The organism is Butyrivibrio sp., assembly GCF_024699075.1.
This window is the reverse complement of sequence record NZ_JAILQF010000074.1, coordinates 1-21,121: the sequence shown is the minus strand read 5'-3', so window position 1 is coordinate 21,121 and position 21,121 is coordinate 1. Positions and strand designations below refer to the sequence as shown.

Annotated in this window: 18 protein-coding genes; 2 read left to right on the top strand and 16 right to left on the bottom strand. The window is 36.7% G+C overall.

Annotated elements, in window-relative coordinates; all coding sequences use genetic code 11:
* Positions 1–620 (bottom strand): hypothetical protein (locus K6G87_RS02755; protein WP_296833573.1); only part of this gene is annotated, 620 nt, incomplete at its 3' end.
* Positions 621–851: 231 nt separating this feature from the next.
* Here K6G87_RS02755 and K6G87_RS02750 point away from each other — a divergent pair.
* Positions 852–1,913 carry a glycosyltransferase family 4 protein gene (locus K6G87_RS02750; RefSeq protein WP_296833571.1) on the top strand — a complete coding sequence of 354 codons (1,062 nt, stop codon included), beginning with the start codon at positions 852–854 and terminating at the stop codon, positions 1,911–1,913.
* On the top strand, positions 1,906–2,934 hold the full coding sequence (locus tag K6G87_RS02745; RefSeq protein WP_296833568.1) for a glycosyltransferase family 2 protein: 1,029 nt from the start codon (positions 1,906–1,908) through the stop codon (positions 2,932–2,934). The genes K6G87_RS02750 and K6G87_RS02745 overlap by 8 nt, the downstream gene beginning before the upstream one ends.
* A gap of 23 nt (positions 2,935–2,957) precedes the next feature.
* On the opposite strand, the gene K6G87_RS02740 is transcribed toward K6G87_RS02745, so the two are convergent.
* The 15 genes from K6G87_RS02740 to K6G87_RS02670 all read right to left on the bottom strand — a co-directional run.
* A complete protein-coding gene (locus tag K6G87_RS02740) occupies positions 2,958–4,106 on the bottom strand; it encodes a glycosyltransferase family 2 protein (protein WP_296833565.1) in 1,149 nt (382 codons plus the stop codon).
* A gap of 26 nt (positions 4,107–4,132) precedes the next feature.
* Complete coding sequence (locus K6G87_RS02735) at positions 4,133–4,714, bottom strand: hypothetical protein (RefSeq protein WP_296833562.1); 582 nt, start codon at positions 4,712–4,714, stop codon at positions 4,133–4,135.
* A gap of 9 nt (positions 4,715–4,723) precedes the next feature.
* Entirely contained in the window at positions 4,724–6,133 is a 1,410-nt protein-coding gene (locus tag K6G87_RS02730) for a sugar transferase (protein ID WP_296833559.1), read from the bottom strand.
* Positions 6,134–6,251: 118 nt separating this feature from the next.
* Positions 6,252–7,670 carry a DUF3329 domain-containing protein gene (locus K6G87_RS02725; RefSeq protein ID WP_296833556.1) on the bottom strand — a complete coding sequence of 473 codons (1,419 nt, stop codon included), beginning with the start codon at positions 7,668–7,670 and terminating at the stop codon, positions 6,252–6,254.
* Between the two features lie 18 nt (positions 7,671–7,688).
* A complete protein-coding gene (locus tag K6G87_RS02720) occupies positions 7,689–8,447 on the bottom strand; it encodes a glycosyltransferase family 2 protein (RefSeq protein WP_296833553.1) in 759 nt (252 codons plus the stop codon).
* Positions 8,448–8,450: 3 nt separating this feature from the next.
* The gene (locus K6G87_RS02715; protein ID WP_296833550.1) at positions 8,451–9,212 is read right to left on the bottom strand and encodes a DUF5672 family protein; all 762 of its coding nucleotides are present in this window, start codon (positions 9,210–9,212) and stop codon (positions 8,451–8,453) included.
* Positions 9,213–9,241: 29 nt separating this feature from the next.
* The gene (locus tag K6G87_RS02710) at positions 9,242–10,189 is read right to left on the bottom strand and encodes a glycosyl transferase GT17 family protein (protein ID WP_296833547.1); all 948 of its coding nucleotides are present in this window, start codon (positions 10,187–10,189) and stop codon (positions 9,242–9,244) included.
* 39 nt (positions 10,190–10,228) lie between these two features.
* Positions 10,229–11,242: a glycosyl transferase gene (locus tag K6G87_RS02705; protein ID WP_296833544.1), complete on the bottom strand. Its 1,014-nt coding sequence runs from the start codon at positions 11,240–11,242 to the stop codon at positions 10,229–10,231.
* 16 nt (positions 11,243–11,258) lie between these two features.
* Positions 11,259–13,088 carry an ABC transporter ATP-binding protein gene (locus K6G87_RS02700; protein WP_296833541.1) on the bottom strand — a complete coding sequence of 610 codons (1,830 nt, stop codon included), beginning with the start codon at positions 13,086–13,088 and terminating at the stop codon, positions 11,259–11,261.
* Entirely contained in the window at positions 13,085–14,254 is a 1,170-nt protein-coding gene (locus tag K6G87_RS02695) for a glycosyltransferase family 2 protein (protein ID WP_296833539.1), read from the bottom strand. Before K6G87_RS02695 ends, K6G87_RS02700 begins: the two co-directional genes overlap by 4 nt.
* A gap of 87 nt (positions 14,255–14,341) precedes the next feature.
* Positions 14,342–15,271 (bottom strand): alpha-1,2-fucosyltransferase, encoded by a 930-nt coding sequence (locus K6G87_RS02690; RefSeq protein WP_296833538.1) that lies wholly within the window; start codon positions 15,269–15,271, stop codon positions 14,342–14,344.
* A gap of 8 nt (positions 15,272–15,279) precedes the next feature.
* Positions 15,280–16,347, bottom strand: a complete 1,068-nt coding sequence (locus K6G87_RS02685) for a hypothetical protein (RefSeq protein WP_296833536.1) — start codon at positions 16,345–16,347, stop codon at positions 15,280–15,282.
* 121 nt (positions 16,348–16,468) lie between these two features.
* Positions 16,469–17,911 (bottom strand): MBOAT family O-acyltransferase, encoded by a 1,443-nt coding sequence (locus K6G87_RS02680; protein WP_296833533.1) that lies wholly within the window; start codon positions 17,909–17,911, stop codon positions 16,469–16,471.
* On the bottom strand, positions 17,908–19,959 hold the full coding sequence (asnB, locus tag K6G87_RS02675) for an asparagine synthase (glutamine-hydrolyzing) (protein ID WP_296833530.1): 2,052 nt from the start codon (positions 19,957–19,959) through the stop codon (positions 17,908–17,910). The genes K6G87_RS02680 and asnB overlap by 4 nt, the downstream gene beginning before the upstream one ends.
* 97 nt (positions 19,960–20,056) lie before the next feature.
* The coding region (locus tag K6G87_RS02670) for a glycosyltransferase (RefSeq protein ID WP_296833527.1) at positions 20,057–21,121 on the bottom strand (1,065 nt) is incomplete at its 5' end.

Genomic DNA, 21,121 nt, shown 5'->3' with positions numbered 1-21,121 from the left:
GCTATAAGTATCATTACCATCCAGGCAAAGAAGAATCCAAGCGAATTGAATTTGATATTAAGAACGCATCCTGCAAGTATTCCTCCTATTATCAAGGTTCTATTTGATACAGGCTTTGGATATTCATTCTTAAAATATCTCATAGACAGATACAGCCCCCACATAAACAGAGGCATCATCATCTCTTCGGCGCTTCCTCCCCACCAGAAGGACCTTGTGGAATAAATGAATGCTGCAGTTCCAGGCACAAGTACCATGCTAATAGATGGTCTCATATAAAGTCTTAATATCCTGTACATTGCAATACAGGTAAGGCTTGCTGCTATAACTTCAATTATAAATACTCCAAAGAAAGTCTTATATGATATAAGAGATGCAATGCCATATAGTGTATATAACATCATTCCCTTTTGATCAAAAAGGTCTCTATAAGGTACAAGTCCCTTAAATATAGACTTTCCTACTGTGAAATAGCTATTGGAATCATCCCAGTTATTAAAGGCATAAAGCGGTGATGACCTTGTACAAATAAGCATTATAATAAAAGCTGTAAGTATGCACAACAGATATGCACCTGCGGCTTTATCAGATGATTCTCTACTTTCTATATTTTTATTCATTATAATTGCATATGCTCATGAAAAACTTGTTTTTTAAATGAGCATACAGCCCTTTCTTTTAATAATCATTACAACATATTTATCACGTTGTGAACCTTGATGTTATTCATGAAATTTATTTAAGACTCAAGGCACCTAACATACTTTAGCAGATTGTAGAAATTCTTTACAATCTCGCTTCTAAATTATACAATCTATTAGAATGATGGTCAAAGTAAAGAAGGATGAATTATGGCTAAAACAAAGGTACTGATGCTAGGACCAGACAGAAGTGTCAAGGGCGGCGTATCAGGAGTTGTTAATAACCTGTATGATGCAGGTATAGATAAAGAAATAGAGCTTAAATATATAGGCACCATGGTAGATGGTTCAAAGCTTCGCAAGCTTTTTCAGGCTGCAAAGACTTATTTTGAAGCTTTTTGCTGTATAAACAATTATGATATAGTTCATGTACATGTTTCAGCTGATGCAAGTTACTACCGTAAATCCTTTTTTATGAAAATGGCCCTTCGTCATAATAAGAAGCTGGTAATTCATCAGCATGGCGGTGATATAAAGCGCTTCTATGGACACGACCTTAGTGGCAAAGCTCATGACAAGATGGTTGCCTTATTTAATAAATGTGATGCTTTTATAGTACTTGCCCCTAATTTCAAAGAGTACTTCAAGCATATAGTTGCCTGCGAAGATAAGATCTCTGTCATAGGGAATGGTATAACTATTCCTGAAATAGATTTAAATAAAAAAGACTATGATAAGCCTAACATTCTCTTCCTTGGGAGAATCTGCAAAGATAAGGGCATTGGAGAACTTCTTGAAGCTGTAGACAGGCTTTCCAAGAACCATCCTGACGTTCATCTGTATCTTGGCGGTTTCTTCGAAGACGAGGATTTAAAAGAACGAGTTGAACAGCTTTCAGGTAATGTAACAGCCTGCGGCTGGATAAGTGGTGATGACAAGGAAGCCCTCTTTGATAAATGCCCTATATTCGTACTTCCTTCATACTATGAAGGAATGCCACTATCTGTTGCTGAAGGTATGGCTCATGGATGTGCGACTATTGCTTCCAATGTTGGAAGTCTTGATCAGATGATAAAAGATGAAAGTACAGGACTTCTTGTTAAGGCCAAAGATTCAGAAGATCTGTACAATGCTCTTAAAAATGTAATCGAAGATTCTAAGCTTCGAACATCTTTGGGACAGAGAGCCTATTCTTTTGCCAAAGAGAATTATGATATTATTAAAATGAAAGATAATATATTAAAGATATATAAGGACATAACGCATGGATAAAACTCCCGATATAGCCGTTATCATTCCGGTCTACAATACAGCTGAATATCTGCCTGACTGCATGAACAGCGTACTTGAATCAAGGCTTAAAAATATTGAGATAATCCTTGTCGATGACGGATCAACAGACGGAAAGAGTCCTGCTTTATGCGATGAATATGCAAATAAAGACTCCCGAGTGCGCGTTATACATAAAGAAAACGGCGGACTTCAAAGTGCCTGGATAGCAGGTGTCAAAGACTCTACTGCCAACTATCTATGCTTTATAGATAGTGATGACTGGGTTGACAGCGAGATGTTTGAAGAGCTCTTCTCTCATACAAGTCAAGCTTTTAAAAGTTGTGAGATCATAAGTTCTGACTATATTATAGAAAAGCAGAATGAGCGTAAGGAAGTTCATCATACTATATCTGCCGGTCAGCATTTTGGCGAAAATCTTGATAATATCAAGACACGTCTCCTTGGGCAGGAACTAAGAACTGTTATACTCTCAAGGTGCATGAAACTTACCTCCAGGAAACTAATTATCAATAACCTTAAATATTGCGACAGTTCTATAAGACTCGGCGAAGATGTAAATATCATGATCCCTGCTCTTTGCGATTGTAAGAGACTCTACGTATCAGACGTATGCTATTATCATTACCGTACTGTTGCCGACTCCATGGCGCATGGCCATAATGAGAAAATGCTTGATAACATAAAGCTTCTGTGTGATACCTGTTGCAAGATTCTTACAGATAAGAAGATTACTAATGCTAAAGAACAGGCTGACATGGAATATTTAAGACTAATGTTTGTATATGTTAAGGATGAACTTCGTGCCAGATATCCTGAAGCAGTTGCTACTGTAAGTAATACTCTAAAAGAAGATACTATTAAAAATAAGATAAAAAACAACAAATTGGAAGTTTCAAATAAAGCCAATAAGCTTATATATTTTGGAATGAGACATCCTTCCAAAGTAATGCTAAAAGTAATACAACTTATTTTACTTACGTATGATAAAAAGACAAACTAAAATACTCCTTTACGCCTAATACGCTATGCTTTCCACTTACCATACATATTCAAATACAACTTAGGTGATAACCTGAATATAATAGTCTTAACTTTGTATCCTGCTGACAGAGATGCAAATGCACCGTTTCTTTTGAGGGCATGTTTTATTGCCCTCTTTATTATATTAATAGCATCATTATAGTCTTCATCTTTAGTAGATACAGCTATCTTACCTGTCACAAGAAGAGCTGCCATTATCTGAATCTGTGCAAGCCTTACGTATACATAGTCACTTATATGACCTTTACAGGATTCAAGAACTCCTTCTGCCTTATCCCAGCATGTGATCTGATCAAGGTACGAGGGCTTATATGGCTTAAGCATAGCTCCCTGTTCATTCTCTGTATATATATAGCTTCCGGCACTTATAGCTTTGAATACTCTTCTATTTTCTTGTCTACTCGCCATTTCAAGTAGCATAAGCATATCTTCCCCAATAGATAAGCCTACAGGGAACCATTCATTTCCAAGGCATTCATCAACTTCCTTTTTATTAAAGAGTTTGCCCCATACATGCGAGTCTTCGTTAAGAACGCCATGCTCTATATAATAATAGCCGCACATATCAGTATCAGCCATTATTCTGTCTGTCATGGTCACCATCATTAAAGGATATGACTTATGAGATGTTATAGCAGGGTCATTGGACTTCGCCGGTGCTTTAAAGGCGTTTACAGCCTCTACAAGCCTTTCTATATAATCTTCTTTAACAAGATCATCTGCATCAACAAAAGACACCCAGTCTCCTTCTGCAGCCATTAAACCATTATTTCTTGCAGCAGATACCCCGCCATTTGGTGTATGGATTACTTTAACAGAGAATCCCTGCACAGCTTCATCATTAAAACTCCCTTCATCTGATGCTCTATCTGTACCATCTGCATTATTAACATCTCTTGCAATATCATCACAGATATCAGCACTTCCATCTGTAGATCCATCATCTACAAGTATTATCTGAACATTAGTATAAGACTGCTTTATAAGTGATTCTACACAAGATTCAATCGAGTCTTTTGCGTTAAAAACCGGTATTATAACAGAAACAAGCCCTGTAAAAGGCTTGTTTCCTGTATCATTCATTGTATTATTATCATTACTTATATTTTCAGATTCTCTAACAGTACTCATAAGTTTCCCCTTCTTACAAGCGTTCTTTATGCTCTAAATAGCTGCGTCCACCACCTACCGTATATCATTGGGTCTGTCTTAACGTTTGCAAGGTCAGGAATTACAGCGATCTTAGACTCTACGCCTGATACCTTACTAAGAAGCATATTCTCAAGCGCTACTTCCGTAACGATTATATGCTCAGCCTTTCTGGATGCAGATATATATCTTCGCATCATATCAGGAGATAATGGCTGAAGCTGACCGTTTCGTCTTTGGCTATACAAGAGGGTCATCTTATCGCCTTTGTAATGAAGCGGCAATTTTCCGCATGGAAAAAAGATCCTGTCACATCCAAGCTTTGGTGCTATGGACGCTACTGTAAAGTTCTCCCATTTAAATACATCAAGCCTTTCTTTAGGATCTCCATCCATAAGAAGGAAGCTGGTACCATCAGCATCAAAGTCATTCTGATTATAGGTATTACCCATAACCATGATATGATGCTCATTATCCCGGCGCAAATTCTCCGCTCCGAGATATGCTATCAGCTTCTTGGTAAGCTCATATATTCCATTTTCTGACTGATCATCTTTGATCAGTGTAAAACAGTCAATTGCCAGGTTCATAATTTACGTTTACGATGCTCCGCTTCCTCTAAATACGACGCTTATAGTCTTGAAGAGTATACGGATATCAAGTCCAAGTGACCAGTTGTCAATATACTGCAAGTCAAGTTTAACGATCTCGTCGAAATCTTCGATATCACTTCTGCCGCTAACCTGCCACATTCCTGTCAGACCAGGTGTCATACTTATACGGCGTCTGTAATATTCATTATATTGTTCAAATTCCTTCTCTGTTGGTGGTCTTGTACCAACAAGGCTCATATCACCCTTTAAGATGTTGAAAAACTGTGGGAACTCATCAAGACTTGTCTTACGAATAAAAGCTCCGACCTTTGTGATTCTAGGATCATCTTTAATCTTGAACATAAGTCCTGTCATCTCGTTCTGAGCTTCAAGTTCCTTCTTTCTCTCCTCAGCATCAATATACATTGATCTAAACTTATATATCTTAAATCGTCTTCCATTCCTACCAATCCTTACCTGTGAGAAGAAGATAGGACCGGGAGAATCTATCTTAATAGCTATACCAACAAATATAGTAAGTATTATTGTAAATAGAGATCCTACAAGGCCTCCAAGTATATCTACAAATCTCTTGATTATAAGAGCTCTGTATCTGCCTGTTCCCTTGAAATATGTTACTACGGAATATCCTCCAAGCATTCCTATAGATGTTCTTCCTCTCATACCAGGAAGCATTACGCAGTAATGAACTGTAACACCCATGTCTGAGAATGCATTGATAACATCTGCAAGAGCGTCCTGAGAACTTCCCGGAGTATAGATGAATACTTCATCAAGTGGCATTGTTGTAACAGTCTTAACAAGGTCCTTCCTGTCAGATATTACATTCACGCCTCTTATTGTCTGACCTTTAAGATCAGCATCAAGGCAAACAGCACCAACTATAGAATAATTGATATCAATATGATGCTGAAGATGTCTTATAGTTTTCTCTAAATGTTCCTTCTCTGCAAGTACCAGTATCTTAACTGCTGTATCTGCATTCTTCCAATATGCTGCAAGAAGTCGCCTAAAAAGCTGACGTACAAGTACAGTAAGAAGATAATCAAGTACTATAAAGTAGAACATTACAAGACGTGAAAAGGTTCCACCTATGTTGAGTAAATAGTTAATCACAGTTGTTGTCAGGACTATAGCAACTTCATACTTCATAACAGCATAAGATTCCTGAGGGAATCTACGCTTCATAAAATCTCTGTTAGCATCAACGCCAAAAGAATATATGCCTGATACCATTACCAGAATAAGGCATACAAGAAAGTGAGTCTTTTGTGAATCCATATCCACAAAGTTCTGCCATCTTATGTATGTAGCCGCTATAAAAGAAAATACTATTATAGCTACATCCAAAAACCATATCAGATACTTGATAGTATACTTGTTGTTACCATTCATCTTACCTTTTCCCCATCCCTTTATCTTTTATAGATAATCCCAAAATCAATCTGATGCTTATAAATAATATCAGCACAAAATACTATATCACATAGTGGCACGATGATTCCATACTCTTTTAGTACTCTGTCCAGCTTTCTCTTTCTACACCGGAAATTGACTCTATACCATAATATGTTTCCATCTCTGTATTAGTCCAATATCCAGGATCTTCTGTAATATCCAGCACATACGCAAATGTATATTTGTTATCAAAATCAGGCCTTAGCATTGGAACTGTAACTTCTGTAGCTCCCTCTGATGCCTTTTGGGTCAGATATACATCTCTCTCTGTCTCTTCACGATATATTCTCCCAAGATCAGTTCCGCAGTCAACATATTCAAAAAACATATGCACGAACATAAGAGCAACAAGACAAGAGCCTGCAGCATAAAAAACCTTGGTAAGCTCTTTACTATCTTCTAATTTTATATCAGAAAATCCCTGGCAAATCGCTATAGTAAGGTAAATACCAGCTCCAAAGAAAGCTCTTCCCTGAGGTTCTGCCGTCATGATAAGACTATAAGCTGTAGCAAGGAACAAAAATCCATATAAAAGCATATTATGAAGCTCTTTCCATGTCTTACCAATAATTCTAAGAATTATCAAAAGAACAATAAAAACACCTATTAGTATAAGAAAATTATCTCTTATAAGAAGTGTTGTCTTCTGTATTCTTGCTAGCATCCCGACAATACCGGAATGTTCTTCTTCGGTAAACGATGCTCTAACATAGTTACCAGGAGCAAGAATCATAAATGCAAACCCTATGATCATGCCAATAAATCCGGTGATCATCCATGGCATTATCTTATTGCCATACATTGCTACAGACAATGTATTATCTGTTTGTCCCACATTATACTTTTTATTATAAAAGATTATTACAAAATATATGAGGAGAAGTAGTATTGCTCCTCCAGATGTATTCTCACTGCACCATCCTGCAACAACTCCAAATAAGAACATACCTATGCATCTTAATAATCCGCCCTTTGATTTAGCTTTAAGCCAATGCCTGTATAATGTCAAAAATCCAAATATTATACCAGTTGTAATAAGATAATTGCAGGATGCATATTTTAGAAGAATAGTTTCAGCAAAAGACACTCCAAAAATCCATATCATAAGAACTATAAGAAGATATAGTCTTATGTCATACTTCCTCTTTCTATCTATATGAGCATAAATACATAAACTTAAAAGAACAAATACTCCTGCAGAGATAAAGTTAAAAAGCATGACTGCGTCAAAATAAAATACAGTTCTAAGCACTATATGTGCAACTGATCGGCCAGTCCATCCCATATACTGCTCATATTCCTGAACAAATAATTCCCAAAAACTATTCGCATTTCTTGCGATTGCATAGTAATTAAAGTCATCTCCAAGAAGTGGTGTCATTATCATAAAAAAGAGAACTGTCAGATAACATGTTATTACTTCCAGTATAAATAGTCTCTTTCTCCATTTATCATCTAATTCAAATACATGCATATTTATCCATTCCTCATATTAGTGTGGTTGTCTTATTTGTGATATAAGATACTTCTTATATTCAGGATTATCTAAAAGTTTGTGTTTTCGTGCCATATATAGATATTCACGTCTTACTATTCCGGGATGCTTCTTACAATAATTGGTTAGCTGATTATCACTAACACCTATGCTTACCAAAGGTTCATTTGTATTTGCAAATGCTGATGGTTCATCTTTCATAGTCCTTAAATAAAAATCCATGTCTATGAGCCAGCGAAGCTTTCTATCAAATGTAATTCCTTTATTTCTGACAATAGTAGCGCTCGGTGCTCCTATTACATTCCCTACATAAAGATTTCTTATATCCTTTTGAATAAGTGATAGATCATCATTCTTAATGTGTCTTGAATATCTACAATCTTCAGATACCTGCATACTTCCTGAAAATGCAAATACTGCATCTGAATTATCCAATAGTTCTACATACTTTCTAAGCGACTCATCATCTGTAAACCAGTCATCATGAAACATCATCTTGATATATTCACCATTTGCTTTACTTAATGATGAGTTCCAGTTATCTCCGGGTTTACCTGTTGCCACATGTTTTATATAGTTAAGATCAAAAGCATTATTATAGCTAAGTGCGATATCCTTGCATTCATCATTTGATGAATCGTCACTTACAATAACTTCGAAATCTCTATAATCCTGATTCTCTATACTTTTAAGAAGTTTATCAAGGCCATCAGGATTATTATAAACCGGAATGCATATAGAAACTTTACTTCCCATAAGTCAATTCCCCCGGCCTAGCAATATATGGCCAATATGTCTGATACCCTTATATGCTCTCTGAAAAACTGTCGGATTATCAAACTTTGGATATTTACTGTTTTCAGCGTCCCATTTGTGGAACGAAAAAGGATCTATCCCCCTTGTTTCATCAAAGGTTTGTTCTCTTCCAAAGAATCTTGCAACTTCTATAGGCGCAAATCTGCAGCCTGCCTCTTCAAGTTCTTTATGATGATGGCAGCATATAAAGCCGTCTTCATTATACCATCCATAGAAGCTCTTCCACTCAAGCCCAAGCTTTTCAGGAAGTTCAAGAAGTCTTCTACTTCTTATGCCAACGCTGTTACCAACCCTGATTATGACACCATCAGGATCTCTGTAAGTTATATTATCTCCTTCAGGAGGAAGAGGCCAAGGAGCCCCTATATAGTCATATTCAAGGAACTCATCTCTCCATTTATCAGGATTAACTACAAATCCATCATAATGAACCAGCATTATATAATCAGTATTTATATGTTTGTGTATCTCATATACGCATGCATAGTTGAATTTATCGATATTATCAATCTTATCTATATGCGAATATCTTATGCCTTTAGGAAGTCCTAAGGGCTTTTTGTCTGTGATCAGAACTGCATCACCAAAATCTATCCCGCGCATTGAATATTCCATTGCTTTAATAGTAGCCTTGACCTTAACACTGGTCATTGCTACAAGCGTAACGTTCGGAAGTTGCAGCCTGCCATTTATATACTCAGCCATATTAAATTCACCTTCTAATATTGACTTATTTAATGTCTGAATTTTCTCATAACATGATGATAAGCTTTGCGGCAGAAACGTCCTACTGTAAGATCAAGCCTTGCCATAACTTTTTTGCCCCATGTGATCCTGGGCATGACAAGATAACTATACTCATCAAGATGATCAAGAAGATACTTTGGATATCTGTCATCCATCTCAACTCTTTCAAACTCAGCATCTCTTCCAAGAAGGTCCCTTCCAAGTATGAGCTGATCCATAGTCTCTGCCAGTATCTCTCTGTCATTATATTCCTGATGTGCCGCTGCCTTAACTTTAATACCTATACGCTTTGCAGCATTGGTCTCATGATGGCCGCCCATATAACCAAAATGCCATCCACCCTCAGGTACTCTCACAGATCTTGAATCTGTTGTAGCTATCTGATCTCTTAATCTGACTATTCCATCTTTTGGTATCTGGCTTATGCTTGTAATCTTAGTCCCGAGCCATTTACGCTGCCTTAGCGGAATCTCAGGAAATTCTCCTTCTGTCTCCAAAAGATTACCCGAAACTTCCATCATGTTGAAGAAAGCATAAAAATTATCCTGAGCAAGATGATATACCTTACCCGGATCAAAATTATCGAAAACCCATTTAAGAGCCTTGGGAGATGGTATCTCATCACAGTCGCTTAGCATGATGATATCGTTAACAGTAGCCTCTTTAAGGCCTTCTATAAGGTGATTTTTCTGGAATACATCACGTTCAAAAGCATTAACGTCTGTAGGATTCTCATCTACAACAATATAAGTTATCTTATGAAGATACTCTTTGAACATGTCCTTATTCTTCTCAAAGCAAAGTTCTTTGGGCTGCCCTGAAAATGTGGTTGTAGCTTCTTCTATTACAAAACGGTCAACATAAGGATCAAGTATATTAAGTCTAAGCTTTAAAATATCAAGTTCATTAAAAAAAGGAAAACAATCATAGATCATTAGTAGTCCTCAACCCTGTAATTATCCATAATTACAGATTTAGTATTTTTGCAATTTGCGCTCTATTTTTCTGAATGCTCTTTTAAGCATCCATGTTTTGTATATGTACTGACTTCTTATAAGCTGAAGTTTTCTGGTAAGACCGGTTGCCTTATTTGCTTTTCTTTCAAATATACCTGAAGTTTTCTTATAACTTTCAAGTTCAGCTCGGCACTCATCTGCTGAAAAAATCTTTCCGCTTCTGTCCATATAATGGAAGAAACTGTATATATTTTGCTCCGAAGCCCAGTATCCATTTGAAACATTATGCCTTGCCCAGTATTTAGGTGCAATGGCGTATTTAAGTTCATCACTTGTCATCGCAGGAAAGACTGCAAATGAAGAATTTGAAAGAAGAAGATATCTAGCATTCTTAATAGTTGCATAGTCCTTACCAATATCATTTCTTACAGCCTTAACCTCAGGCAAGATTTTATTAGCAGCTTCTACATCATCTGTAACTGCCAGAAATTCCATATCAGGACGTATTTTAAGCATATTTTTAATCCCGTTTACCCAGTATTTTCTATCTAGCCACAATTCAGGGGAACCGGAATAATCACCGCATCTTAAATGTATGATACAAAGATTGTCTTTAGTATATTCATGAGAATCATACTCATCTTTAACTTTAAGCCATTCCTTAATATCATCCTTATATTTTGCAAAATAAGACTCCGCTTGCAAATTGCCATACAATAGAGTGTTATCTTCAATATCATGAATTCTGTCATCTGAACCGCTTACATAAATGCCATTATACATATCAGCCTTAGAAGTGCCCAAATATATCCTTGTATCATCATCATTCCAGATATGCATTTTTTCTTTTTCATCTGCAGTTATTTCTTTACCACAGTCAATATCCATAAAATACATACCACTTGTAGAATGAATATTATTGCCCAATATAGAAGGATTTGCGATTCCAAAGTCATATCCCTTCTCCTTGGCAATAGCTCTCGCCGTTACATAGACAAAGAGTTGGTTACCCAACCCCTGTCCTTTGATCATCTCTGTACCTATCATATCAGTGAATTATGTGCTTCCCTTCCAATGTGGTCTGAACTATTTTTTCGTTACGAACCTCATAAATTATATCACACTTCTCTATGGTATTAAGTCTGTGTGCGATTATGACCATAGTCTTCTTACCATGGAAGCTGTTAACTGCCTCCATAACTGCTGCCTCTGTCTCATTATCAAGAGCAGATGTAGCCTCATCGAATACAAGTATTTCTGGATTATGATACAGAGCTCTTGCTATACCTATACGCTGTCTCTGTCCGCCTGAGAGTCTTACGCCTCTGTCACCAATCTTGGTATCAAGGCCTTCCGGAAGTGTTCTTATAAACTCATCAAGCTGAGCTTCCTTAAGTACTTCCCATATCCTGTCTTCATCTATCTTGTCCGCATCTATACCAAATGCAATGTTCTCTCTTATACTCTCATCTATAAGATAGATTGACTGAGGAATATATCCTATCTGAGAAAGCCAAGATTCGTAATTACTGAATATATTCTTGCCATCACAAAGGATATCACCAGTCTGAGCATGGAGAAGTCCAAGGAGGATATCAACAATAGTTGACTTACCTGCGCCTGATGCTCCCATGATACCTACAGACTTCCCCTTAGGGACAAGCATATCTGCATCTGAGAAAATATTACTGTCAGAGTCAGGATAATGGAATGTGATATGCTTAAGGCTTATCTCATTTTCAAGCTTGAGTGCCGGGCCTGAAATCTTCTCAGTTATAGCTCTCATCTCGCTATCAGCCTTCATAGATTCTGTAAGATTATCATATACAAAGTTAAGACTTGGCTGTTCGTAAGCTATCTCAGTAATATATGTATTAATACGGTTAGCACTTGGCATTATTCTAAATGCTGCAACTGCAAATGCTGTAAGCTGAGGTATAAGAACTGTTACATCTCCGCCAACTGAAATATATATTGTGATAAAGCCAAGCACAGCTATCATAAATATTGATTCTATCAGGTATCTTGGCAGAGCATTAAAGATAGAATAGTCCTTGGATAGTCTTGCACCCTCAAGTCCGCTTTCATAATAATTTCTTATAAAGAAATCTTCTCTATGAAGAACCTTAACATCCTTAAGACCATATATAGCCTGAAGACGCCATTTAGCTATTCTTGACTGAACTTTCTGGTTTTCTGAACCATACTTTTCCATACGAGGCTTTAATATTTTTGTGTTGAATATTGTAATAACAAGAAATACTCCAACTATAAAAAAGGTCATCTGCCAGTTTACAAAAATAAGAACTATAGCGAGGAACACTGATACTACCAGCTCTGTTGTTAGTGATAATATTGCCATTATCATGTGAAAAAGATTAGGTATATCACTATCTGTAATTCTAAAAACAGTTGGTATATCAGCTCCAAGATAATACTCATATGGCCTGTTTAAAAATTCTCTCATTACGCGGCTTATCATTTCATTTCTGCCATATGCAACAAATGAATTCTGCCTTGCTGAAAGAAAAAGAAGATATATATTTTTTATAACAAAGACAATAATTAGAGCTATAAGCAAAAATATGATTAATTTCTTATCAGAATCAAGGCCAAAAGTTCTTAATAACGAATTGATAAATGGAACCTTCTCTCCTGCCGCATCTAGTACTTTATGAAGTGTCGCCGGATCTATAATAGCTGTAACAACCGGAACCATCATAGAAACTCCAAGTGTCTCAAATAAGCCTCCGATAAAAATCATGATTCCAAGAATAATAAACTGCTTCTTCTGGCGTCTGTCAAATATGTATCTTATCTTATGAATAAGGCTTAAATTCTCTGTTGTTCCGTCGTTCTCTTTATTTTTAAATATCATCTTTTAGCCCCGTCTCTTAATTTTACTTTTAAAGGAATTATGAATGTATCATTAACTGCCATAAAAGCATTATACAATACAGTACTTTTAAGGAACAATTTCATTCTAAGTTCCTGATGAGGATCTGCGATCCTGCATTTATATATATTATCATAATTGTCTTTAGCCCCTTTTATAACTTGTGAAAGGGCATCCATTTTAGCTTTCTTCTCAGGATCTTTGGATCTTCTGACCTGAGTATATAAAAGCAATAGCTTCTTATATACCATATATTGGTGTATGTATGCAAGTTCAGGATAACCGGCGTCTTCAAGTACCTCATTTCGCTCTTTATAGGCCGGTATCTGCTGAGTCAGAATATCCCACTTAACTCCCTGATTCATGATACTACCACTTCTGTCTGTTATATAGTTATAAAGCTTGTCACAAATAACTACTCCCTTTTGTACTCGTCTAAGAAGCTTTGTAGAATATACTATATCTTCGTAGTGCCCTTTGGGAAATCTTAACTTATCACCTTCTATAAGGCTTCTTTTATAAAGTTTATTCCAAGCACAGTTCTGAACGACATATTTCTCATTTTCTTCTACAAGAGCCCTTAGAAGATCTTCAGAATTCATAACTGCAAGATCTGTAACATAAAAACCTTCATCCAAAGCTTTGTTATGATCAGCACATGTAGTTGTCTCCGAGCTATCACTTATTACCTTTTTGGACGTTCCTTCACTGGCTGTTTTTGGACTACTTTCAAATATATTTCTATATCCGGCTACTACTATGTCAGCGTCAAAAGACTTCATAGCTGACATCATCTCTTCATACATCCTGGGTTCTATATAGTCATCTCCGTCTACAAAGGTTATATACTTTCCGGATGCCCTATCCATGGCATAGTCTCTGGCAAGTCCAAGGCCATGATTATCTGTATGAAAGACTTTGATCCTTGAATCACTATCTGCAAGACTGTCACATATAGATCCTGATGAATCTGTTGATCCATCATCTGTAATAAGAATCTCAAGATTCTTATAAGTCTGAGCTGTAATAGAATCTACGCACCTTTTAATATAATTCTCAATATTATAGCAGGCAACAATTACAGTTATGAGATCTGCCTGATCATCTATATTTAGTTTATATAATTTACAGTTTTCATATTCCTGCATTGATTCTCCAGCACCATATTTTTAAAATAGGTTATTTTATTTGATAAAAAATATTCACTTATTATGAGACTTCGTCTATGACTAATATCATATCTTGCACATGTTTTCAGTATATATATCCGTCATGTTCTTGTTATTAAGCCATTTAGAAGGAACTATTGTCATGCCTTCATTATCTGAAAGCCATGCTCCCCACCAGGAAAAGCTTGAATTAGCAAGTATGTGATGTTTGCATGAAGCCATAAGATAAAGCTCTGATACATCTCTACTTATACTCATATTTTGGTTCTTATCTTTATATCCTGAACCATCTTTACCCATATCATCAGGTAAAAAAATATCAACAAAAATAAAGTTCTTCTCGCTTCTGTACTTCTCTCTGCACCAGTCAAGATCATTGGAGAATATATAGAATCTGGCATCAGGATACTTGGATCTGACTGTATTTACAGCCCTTTCATAGTAGTCATCTGTGCAGATCCCGCCATAAGTCTCCATTATCCCTGGTGTAAGATAATCGCCTCGTCTTATATGAAGACTTACTGAATTTCCATCCTTTATCTGGTCATACAGATCCTGTATCTGGTCTGACTTAGATAAACTAGTATCTTGATATTTTAGAAGTTCATTTCTGAGTTCCTGAGCTTCACTTTCATCTCCTAAATATTTCTCCGACTGAAAATACCCATCCAGGTATGCTTTAGTAAGGTTCAAGACCCCTGGATCAAAATTTCCATCTGCAGGTTCAAAATAATCAAAGGTCCTTCGTCCAAATATCTTCCTTCTTATACGGCTCAATATATCCATATAAGAATCTCTTATAGCTACAACTTCATCTCTTGTAGCTACAGCATATTTAAGTCCCATACTTTCAAGGCACGGTACTCTAAGCTCATCTTCTTCAAATCCGCTTACTGTATCGATCTTAACTTCTCTTCCCAGGTGCTTTAAGTTCTTGTACAGCCCGTACAAAAAGAGCTGGTTCCCAAGTCCTCCCTGAAGCTTGATTATGATCATATCTATCCTCATTCTATAAGTGAATTAAAATCATAATTTTCATAGAACTGCTCCATCTCGTCATAATATTCATTATAGTTATCGAGTGTGAGCCTGTTCTCATCTGCTGCCATCATCTCAAGTATCATATCATTTATGTCACTTCCATAATGAGATACGTCTCTATAATTATCAAGATTACAAGTAATATCTGTCATATCATCAAATGCAAAAAGGTGAATATTCTCATATGGAAGTATAAGCTCTGCAGCAAGTCTGTAACATTCTATCTCTTTAATAAGGGTTCCCTTCTCCCAGGAGCCTCCCCAAAAAGCTGCACTGTAAGGCGGGAAGAAATAATAAAACTGGGTATCAGGATGTGCTGCTGCCGTATCCGTTACATTCTGTTTTATTGTATCAGTAAGCGTCTTGATTTCTTCTTCTGTAAGTGTCGAAACACTTTCCTCTGGTGCAGTATAAGAAGTTCTGTCACCTAAGACTCCTGTCGCTCCAAGAGTTGCCTGTTCCATCCATCTGCTATATTCATCAAAAGATGTTATGCCGCTTTCTCCTCCTGTAACCAAGTTAAATATCATAGGAAGGCAGTACCCTCCGATAACAGTACTATTTAGAAGGTAATTAACATCATTGAATATATTATCATCATAAAGATATTCAGGATATGTTCCGAGGTCATTACGCTCAGCATCTTTATCTTCAAGAAGATATGTGCCGTCAAGACACCTTACAACTACATCAACGTCATGGGTACTAAGCGCAAGCTCTATATTGTCATTAATCTCTTTGTACATAGCACCTGCATAACATACCTTGATAAAATCCTTATCCCAAAGTTCCTGCGCCTGTGACGCTTTAAAATTCTGAGTCATGGATGTACCTGTAATAAGTGCGTTATAATCAAAATTCCTAGTAATGCCGTTGTTCTGGTATCTCTCATTGTCCAAAGTATAGTAGAATACTCCAAGCGGCTTATGATAGTGGAAGAAGGGATCTATAACCGCTACCATTACCGCCATAAGGACTGCAAGGCATACAAAAACCGATATAAAAATTTTAACCCACAACTTGGTGGTCATATTTTTCTTCTTATCCTGCATAGATTACCATTCCACAAAAATCATAATTAAAATCAAATTCAAAAGACACTTGTTAAATAATCAATTCATTACAAATATAAATTTCTGAATTCTATCAAGATCAGAAATTGAAATATAAGAATGAAGTAACATTTGAAAGTGATAACAGGCATATCATAAATAATCCCATAGTCACTACAAGTGTCCACACACTTATCTTATGTTCTCTTATAAGATTGTTCTTTGGCACAAGGCATATGAACATGCATACTGCAAGCATAAGTACCATTCCAAATACATATACATCCATATCTGTATAAGGTATGCTTATTACGCTTAATACTGACCTGAGCTTTGGTATCTTGAATACAGAAGCAAGCTCTTCATGAATAGTTCTGTACTTAATTCCAAAGGCTTTATTGACCATATACCACCACTGTGATACTGAGTCTGCCCTGAAAAGAAGCCATGCTATATTTACAAACAAAAATGTTATAAACCACTTGATAGGAGCAAATACTTTGTCAAAAGGCTTTCTGAATATTCTATGAAGTACCTGAAAAGCTCCATGAAGTGCTCCCCACAGTACAAATGTCCAGTTAGCGCCATGCCATAAGCCGCTTACTATAAATACAATCATCATATTAAGATATGTCCTGACTGTCCCTTTTCTGCTTCCTCCAAGAGGAAAATAAATATATTTTCTCAAAAAAGAAGTTAAAGAGATATGCCATCTCTTCCAGAAATCAGTTATAGTAAGCGATTTATAGGGCGAATTGAAATTGACAGGAAGGTCTATGTTAAGCATCATAGATACTCCTGCTGCCATATCACAATATCCGCTAAAGTCAAAATATATCTGCAGAGTATATGCAAGCATGATGATCCATATATCAAGCGAATACAGATCCGGAACATAATTAAAGCCCCAGTCTACAGCCTTACCAAGCGTATCTGCTATCATCAGCTTTTTAAAAAGTCCAAAGACAAATATCATGATACCACGTGATATGTTGTCATAATCAATCTTCTTTTTATCAGGATCTGCAAACTGAGGAAGAATATCACCATGCAGCGCAATAGGTCCCTCTGCCATCTTGGGAAAATAACTTATAAACAGAGCATATTCAAGGAAGCTGTACCTGTCAGTTTCACCTCTGTATGTATCCACAAGCCATGAAATCTGCGTAAAAGTGAAAAAGCTTATACCAAGGGGCAAAGTTATGTTCTGAAATACAAAGCTTGTTTTAAAAAGCTCATTTATATTCTGAACTAAAAATCCTGAGTATTTGAAATATATGAGTAAAAGTACATTTATAGTAATACCACAGGATAATAATATTTTAGAGCCCTTCTTCCTGATAAGAATTGTAAATATGTAATTAAGCAGCATACTTGCAATAAGAAGTACAAAACAGGATATTCCTGCCCATGCATAAAAAATGAGTGATGAAGCCAAAAGCCACATAACCCCGTATTTATTTTTAATGCGATTAAGAGCAAAATATCCTATAAAGCTTATTGGAAGTAGGCACAATATAAAAATATAGGAGTTAAAACTCATAAATCATTATCCTCAAGCCACTGCTGGAACATAAGTATGTACCATATCTGTGGTTTCCACTCTCCGCCATTTATAAAGTCTTCCCAGATCTTATGAACAGCATCTGCGTTAAGATATCCCTGCCTTCTTACCTTGGTCCTTCTGATAAGATCTTCTGCCCAGGACCTGAGTTCCGGTTCTTTGAGCCACTTATCAATTGGAATTGAGAAGCCTTTCTTAGGTCTATCCATAAGTTCCTTTGGAACATATCTGTAAAGCACGTTCCTGAGAACTTTTTTACCCACCTTGTCATCACGAAGATAAGAAGTTGGAAGTGTCCATGCGAATTCTATTATGTCTTTATCAAGAAGCGGCACACGGGTTTCAAGAGATACTGCCATAGCAGTCCTGTCAACCTTTGTAAGAATGTCATCAGGATGATACATGGTCATATCCATGAGCATTGTTTCGTGATTAACTTCTGATAAGTAGTTATTAAGTGTATTACCGGCATAAAGGAATTTATTGTTCCATCTTCCATCCTGTGGATTCTTGTCTATATCAGTAATCTTCCTTCCATACTTCCAAGGATCAGACTCTATCATATGAAGATCTGCTATATTACGAGCTCCAAGGAGTCCTGACTTTATCTTGGCAACATCACTAAATCCTGCAAACGGACTTACTATACTTGATACAGCCTTCCTTACAGGATAAGGAACTTTCCCCATCTTGCCCCAGATTCTTTCTATAGAACGGTATGATGTATATCCGCAGAAAAGCTCATCACCAGCATCTCCTGAAAGGGATACTGTTACGTGCTGACGAGTCATCTTACTTACAAGATATGTAGGAATCTGACTGCTGTCTGCAAAGGGCTCTCCAAACATGTTTGCAAGGTCAGGGATAACTCTTTTGGCATCCGCATCATCTATATACATCTCAGTATGTTCTGTTCCAAGGATTCCTGCTATCTCTTTGGCTATCTCTGCTTCATTATAACCCTGCTCATTCATTCCGATAGTGAAGGTCTTAACTCTTCCCGGAGCTACCTGCTGCATAAGTGATACTATAGTACTTGAATCTATTCCTGCAGAAAGGAAAGCTCCAAGCGGAACATCCGCTACCATCTGGCCAGTAACAGCATCCTTTATAAGTCTTTCAAGCTCGTCTGCTGCATCCTGCTCAGAACCTTTGAATATATTGTTCTGACCATACATGGCAGCTTCTTTCATAGACCAGTATACTGTATAGGCATGACCTGTATCCTGGCAGAGCTCATCTATATCGTCATATACTTCCTTGTAGGTATGACCATCAAAGAAGTTGGTAGCATTAAAGCTTCTTCCGGCTTTATCAGCCTTATAATACTCTTTAAGATCTCCGTCATCTACAGGATTAAAGTATCCATAAGGATCATCTATTGTAAGTATAGTTCCTGGTTCAAGCTTGTAGATATCCTCGTAGATGCTGTATGGTGCGGGTATATATCCGTGGCTAAAATAAAGAGGAAGTACGCTTCTATTAATCTTTTTCTCAAATTCAGGTATTTCTGTAAAGCACCCTATATCAGATGCAAAGCCAAAAACTTCATGATTAATAAAGCCGTAGTAAAGCGGCTTCTCGCCTACTCTGTCTCTTGCAAGCTGTAATCTTCCTGTCTTAATATCATAAAGGCCTATTGCGAACATTCCCTTACTCATACGAAGAGCATCATATAATCCGTAGTTCTCAGCATATTCAAGAAGGATCTCTGTATCAGAAGTTCCTCTAAAATCGCTTTCCTTGCAGACTTTATCGCTAAGAAGCTTATCCTTAAGAACATTGGCATTATAAATCTCACCATTATAGACCATCATGAATCTGCCTGAATGAGACTTCATTGGCTGAGAACCATTGGCTGACAAATCTCTTATTGAGAGTCTTCTATGGCCAAAAGCTGCCATTTCATCCTGGCTTATCCATATGCCATCAGCATCAGGTCCTCTGTCCTTCATATGTATATTCATTGCTGCTATAACAGCTCTTGCATTACCTTTATAATTTAATAATCCGCATATTCCGCACATAGTCGTTATCCTTTTATGTCATAGGTTTTTTATATACCTGCATCATGTTTACGTTTTTAGTATTGTTTTAAATATAGTTTTAAATAGTTTTAATTGATCATCTCATAATACTTTGGAAATAGTCTTCCCATTTTCTGTTTATTACATCAGGTGCCACCTCTTCTTTGATCTTAGAAGCTGTAGTACCAAGCTTACCAGCATATTCAGGATCATCTATAAGTTTCTTCATGGCAGCTGCCATAGCATCTATATCACCTTTTGGCACAACCAGGCCATTTACATCATCCTGTATAAGCTCTGAAGTATCATACATACAATCCGTAGTAATACATGGAATTCCAAGACTCATTGCTTCAATCAAAGCATTGGGCATTCCTTCCATATCAGATGCAAGAACGAACATTGAGGCAGCCTGTATCTTATCAGCAACATCTGAGACACTGCCTTTAAATATAATTTTATCATTTAAGCCTTTGGCACCTGTGTACCTAAAGAGCTTATCTCTGTCAGGCCCATCGCCAAATATTAAAAGCTCATAATCAGGATACTCATCAATTATCTTATTAAAAGCATCTATTATAAGCTTATGATTCTTGTTCTCATCAATTCTTCCAACTGTTACTATTGTCTTATCTCTATTACCCTGATATGTGTCTTTAATAAAATCAGGATTAATGGAATTTGGAAGTACAACAGTCTTTTTCTTAAGTCTATCAGGAAGCTGCATGGAAGCACCCCTGCTTTGAAGCACTATTCCTGCCGCCTTAGGGAACGTATATCTCATAGCAAGCATCATAGCTTTGGACGGATATTCCATTTCGAACTTAGCTCTTACTGATACTACTACGGGTATATGAAGGCTTTTTGCTGTCATTATAGCCATGATATTGTTCTTGCCTATAAAAGAAAGAATGAGATCAGGCTTTATTTTTTTCCAAATATTCTTTAATGTATCAAAGCGCTTCTTAAATGCGCCTAGCCTGCTAAGTCCTGAATCATCTATATCTGAGAAAATACGATCTATACCGTCTTCTATGCCGCCATGAGTATCGACTAAAGTCTTCATCCCTGGCTTATCTACTATAGATGCTTGTATTAATTCTTTAGATTTATCAGAATCACTACCTATAACCTTCCAGGCGGCATGCGGTACTTCATATTC

Bases quoted from the DNA above. Each gene is read 5' to 3' on its own strand.
- K6G87_RS02750 (WP_296833571.1), top strand. From the start codon at position 852: ATGGCTAAAACAAAGGTACTGATGCTAGGACCAGACAGAAGTGTCAAG.
- K6G87_RS02695 (WP_296833539.1), bottom strand. From the start codon at position 14,254: ATGCAGGAATATGAAAACTGTAAATTATATAAACTAAATATAGATGAT.
- K6G87_RS02720 (WP_296833553.1), bottom strand. From the start codon at position 8,447: ATGGGAAGTAAAGTTTCTATATGCATTCCGGTTTATAATAATCCTGAT.
- K6G87_RS02740 (WP_296833565.1), bottom strand. From the start codon at position 4,106: ATGAGTACTGTTAGAGAATCTGAAAATATAAGTAATGATAATAATACA.
- K6G87_RS02705 (WP_296833544.1), bottom strand. From the start codon at position 11,242: ATGATCAAAGGACAGGGGTTGGGTAACCAACTCTTTGTCTATGTAACG.
- asnB (WP_296833530.1), bottom strand. From the start codon at position 19,959: ATGTGCGGAATATGCGGATTATTAAATTATAAAGGTAATGCAAGAGCT.
- K6G87_RS02715 (WP_296833550.1), bottom strand. From the start codon at position 9,212: ATGGCTGAGTATATAAATGGCAGGCTGCAACTTCCGAACGTTACGCTT.
- K6G87_RS02745 (WP_296833568.1), top strand. From the start codon at position 1,906: ATGGATAAAACTCCCGATATAGCCGTTATCATTCCGGTCTACAATACA.
- K6G87_RS02690 (WP_296833538.1), bottom strand. From the start codon at position 15,271: ATGATCATAATCAAGCTTCAGGGAGGACTTGGGAACCAGCTCTTTTTG.
- K6G87_RS02700 (WP_296833541.1), bottom strand. From the start codon at position 13,088: ATGATATTTAAAAATAAAGAGAACGACGGAACAACAGAGAATTTAAGC.
- K6G87_RS02730 (WP_296833559.1), bottom strand. From the start codon at position 6,133: ATGAATGGTAACAACAAGTATACTATCAAGTATCTGATATGGTTTTTG.
- K6G87_RS02710 (WP_296833547.1), bottom strand. From the start codon at position 10,189: ATGATCTATGATTGTTTTCCTTTTTTTAATGAACTTGATATTTTAAAG.
- K6G87_RS02735 (WP_296833562.1), bottom strand. From the start codon at position 4,714: ATGAACCTGGCAATTGACTGTTTTACACTGATCAAAGATGATCAGTCA.
- K6G87_RS02725 (WP_296833556.1), bottom strand. From the start codon at position 7,670: ATGCATGTATTTGAATTAGATGATAAATGGAGAAAGAGACTATTTATA.
- K6G87_RS02685 (WP_296833536.1), bottom strand. From the start codon at position 16,347: ATGACCACCAAGTTGTGGGTTAAAATTTTTATATCGGTTTTTGTATGC.
- K6G87_RS02680 (WP_296833533.1), bottom strand. From the start codon at position 17,911: ATGAGTTTTAACTCCTATATTTTTATATTGTGCCTACTTCCAATAAGC.